3 protein-coding genes are annotated in these 3,364 nt (G+C 65.1%); all 3 read right to left on the bottom strand.

Annotated features, from left to right (window positions below; translation table 11 throughout):
• Positions 1-85: 85 nt before the first annotated feature.
• The 3 genes from AC0L2H_RS32370 to AC0L2H_RS32360 are packed head-to-tail and all read right to left on the bottom strand — an operon-like array spanning position 86 to position 3,212.
• Positions 86-1,075, bottom strand: coding sequence for a tyrosine-type recombinase/integrase (locus AC0L2H_RS32370; RefSeq protein WP_019863416.1), 990 nt, complete (start codon positions 1,073-1,075; stop codon positions 86-88).
• A complete protein-coding gene (locus AC0L2H_RS32365; protein ID WP_019863417.1) occupies positions 1,072-1,998 on the bottom strand; it encodes a tyrosine-type recombinase/integrase in 927 nt (308 codons plus the stop codon). The genes AC0L2H_RS32370 and AC0L2H_RS32365 overlap by 4 nt, the downstream gene beginning before the upstream one ends.
• Positions 1,998-3,212, bottom strand: coding sequence for a site-specific integrase (locus AC0L2H_RS32360; protein ID WP_019863418.1), 1,215 nt, complete (start codon positions 3,210-3,212; stop codon positions 1,998-2,000). The genes AC0L2H_RS32365 and AC0L2H_RS32360 overlap by 1 nt, the downstream gene beginning before the upstream one ends.
• Between the last annotated feature and the right edge of the window lie 152 nt (positions 3,213-3,364).

Here is a 3,364-nt window from a genome sequence, read left to right as displayed (position 1 = left end):
CATTATGCCGATGTCCGGATTATGCCGACCGTGGGGGTGGATGTCGGCTTCGGAGGCGGTGATCGCTGCGATGGGGTCGGCATAATCAGAGCGCCTCGAGGAAAGCGAGAAGCTTGTCGGGCGGTCTGTAGCGTCCTGGCGTCGTGTTGGCCGGCGTGGTTTTCGCCAGGATGCGCTCTTTAAGCTCCAGATCGGCGTGCAAGTAGATGTGGGTGGTCTCGATCTGTTCGTGGCCAAGCCACAGCGCGATCACCGAGGTGTCGACGCCGGCACGCAGCAGTCGCATTGCCGCGGTATGACGCAAAGTGTGCAGTGTGACCCTTTTCCGCTGCAGCGACGGACAGTTTCTGGCAGCGATTTCGACATACCTCGCGAGCCGGTGCTCGAGAGCGTCGCGGCTGATTATCCTGCCGGTCTGTGTAGGGAAGAGGGGATCGGCCGGCTGCCCGGCACGTTCGGCCAGCCAGACGCGCAGCACGGCGGCCATGTTGGAGGTAAGGGGTGTGATCCGCTGCTTTCGCCCCTTTCCGATACAGCTGACATGAGCGCCGGAACCGAGATGGATATCGGCGCAGTGAAGGCCGATCAGTTCGGACGCCCGCAGGCCGGTTTGGGCGGCGAGCCGAAGCAAGGCGTGGTCGCGCCGCCCGGTCCAGGTCGACCGCGCGGGGGCGGACAGCAATACATCGAGTTCCTCCTCCGTCAGGAACGTCACAAGCCGTCGCTCAAAACGCTTAGGCGGGATCGCGAGCACCCGTTCGATTGTCGCGGCGTACTCGGGGTAACGAAGGGCGGCGAACCGGAACAACGACCGGATTGCGGCAAGCCGCGCATTCCGGGTCCGCGCGCTGTTGCCCCGATGATGCTCGAGGTGATCGAGGAAGTCGCCGACGCACGCGGCATCAAGGTCGTTGAACTCGAGCCTGGAAGGTTCTGTGCCATGCCGCGCGGCGGCGAAGACCAGCATCAGCCGCAGGGTGTCCCGATAGGCGGCGAGCGTATGCGGGCTGGCTTGCCGCTGCCGGATCAGGCGGTCGGTGAAGAACGCCTGCAAGGTCGCGCTGAGGGCGGTCATGCGCCGCCTCCGATCCGTCGTTCCAGACGATCACCGGCCAGTTGCAGCAATTCCGGAGCCGCCGAGAGATACCAGTACGTCTTGCCCGGATCGACGTGACCGAGATAGATCGACAGCAGGGCAAGCCGGCGCCCCGGGTCGCCGCCGTCGCGATAAGCATCAAGAAGCGTGCGAACGGCAAACGCGTGCCGCAGGTCGTGGAGCCGTGGTCGGCAGGCCGCCGAGCGCGGCGCGATGCCGACGCGACAGACGAGCTTCTGGAACGTGTTTTGAACGTTCACATAGAGCAGCCTGGTGCCGGCCGGCGAGACAAACAGGGCGGGCGTGTTCGGCGGCCGGCGGGGTCGATCGCTTCGACGCAGATAGTCGCCGAGGGCTGCAACAGTGCTCGGATGTAACGCCAACTCGCGGGATTTTCCGGACTTTCCGTGCCGAATGGTGAGGCCGCCGCCGACCGCATCGAAGTCGTCGCGGTCGAGGCCGATCGCTTCTCCAACCCGCATTCCGGTCACGGACAGCAAGCCGATCAGGGTCCGGTAGGTTGCTTCCCGATGCGGCGTGCGCAAGGCCGCGGTTGCCGTCATCAAGGCGATGACGTCCTCCTGCGAATAGAGGTAGGGCGTCGCTCGGCAAGATCGCCCCGGCAGCAGATCACACGGCGGCACCTCGGTTGCCGGCTCGATCCCGCGCAGATGGGTCGCAAAGCGGCGAACCACGGAAAGTCGCGCCGACATCCAGCTTCGATCGGCGCCTGCCGGCAGCATCGCCCAAGCGAGGGCCGTTTTGGTGGTCAGGTGGTCTTCGCCCTGCGCCTCGAGATAGGTGAGGAACTGGGCAAGAAGCTTCTCGGACCGAACAAGCGTGTAGCCGAGGGCGCGACGCATGGCCAGGTAGTCGGCCAGGGTTTGGCGAAGGGCGCTCATCAGGCAACCTCTCCCGGCCAGGGGCGGGCGATCGTTCGCAGGGCTTCGCGATCAACCTTGGCATAGATCGCCGTTGTCAGGGCGCGGCGATGACGCAGGACCTGCCCGACCTCCGGTAGCGACGCGCCGGCGCGCAACATCGCCGACGCCGCCGTATGGCGCAGGCGGTGGGCATAGATCTGGCCGAGCCCGGCGCGGCGACCGGCGGTGGCTACTATTTGCGACACGCCAGCGCTTGTGAGGGCATTATGGGGCGCCCTGACGCGCACAAATACTGTCCGGCCCTGGGCGGTCCGGGGACGGCCGTAGCGCAGATAGGCCGCCATCGCTTCGCCGACGTCGGTCGGCAAGGGAAGGCGTTCGACGCAGCTTCCTTTGCCCCGCACCAGGATCTCACCGGCCCGCCAATCCAAGTCGTCCAGCTTGAGCTTGGCGACTTCCCCCGCCCGCAAGCCGAGACGAACCAAGATGGTCAGGACCGCGAAGTCGCGGCAGCCGTTCGACGTATCGCGGCCGCAGGACGTCAGCAGGCGCTGAACCTGGTCGCAATCCAGTCCCTTTGGCAACCCAGCCAATCGCCGACCGGCGACCGAGGGCACGCAAGCGGCAAGAGATCGCGCGATGAGACCCTCGACATGAAGAAACGTGAGCAGCGACCGCAGCGCCGTTACAGTCAGGCTTGCCGCGCCGAGGCTCAGCTGAGGGCAACGTGCCACGACAAAGGTGACGACGTCGGTCGCGGCCAAACCCGCAAGGTCCAAGGCACGCCCATCGGACGACAATCGATGACGCAGAAAGGGGCGCACCAGATGGGAATAGCCGATCACGGAAGCCTTCCCCAAACCGCGCTCAATCGCCAGATAGCGTTGGTATCGTTCCAGCAGCTGATCTGCCGGATCGTCGGGTGCACGGGGCGACGGCAGCACCACGCCGCGAGACTGCAAATAGGCCAACAGGGGCTGCAATGCTTTGATCGAGCGGAGTTGCGGGCCAGCGGCACGACGGGTACGGACGAACCGATCGACCTCGCTCGCACCCAGTCCCTCCACATCCATGCCTTCCAATGCGAGCCAGCGGCTCAATCGCGCCACCAGCCGCATCTGCTCGCGAGCGGAAAGCGGCGTATAGCCTTGTCGGGCGAGTTCGCCGGCAAACCCAGCCGCAAATGGGGCAAGCGGGCCCTGGACGCGAACGCGAAACGGATCGATTGACATGAAAGCATCCCCTTCTTTGGAAACAAGAAGAGGAGTTTGCACGATCCGTCAGACCGCCGGAGATTATGCCGACCCCATCGCAGCGATCACCGCCTCCGAAGCCGACATCCACCCCCAAGGTCGGCATAATCCGGACATCGGCATAATGGACG

It is taken from the genome of Mesorhizobium sp. WSM4871, assembly GCF_055811295.1.
This window is presented reverse-complemented; position numbering and strand designations above follow the sequence as displayed.

What these genes read in the sequence shown, in the direction of transcription:
- AC0L2H_RS32360 (WP_019863418.1), bottom strand. Translation starts at nt 3,212, where the DNA reads ATGTCAATCGATCCGTTTCGCGTTCGCGTCCAGGGCCCGCTTGCCCCA.
- AC0L2H_RS32365 (WP_019863417.1), bottom strand. Translation starts at nt 1,998, where the DNA reads ATGAGCGCCCTTCGCCAAACCCTGGCCGACTACCTGGCCATGCGTCGC.
- AC0L2H_RS32370 (WP_019863416.1), bottom strand. Translation starts at nt 1,075, where the DNA reads ATGACCGCCCTCAGCGCGACCTTGCAGGCGTTCTTCACCGACCGCCTG.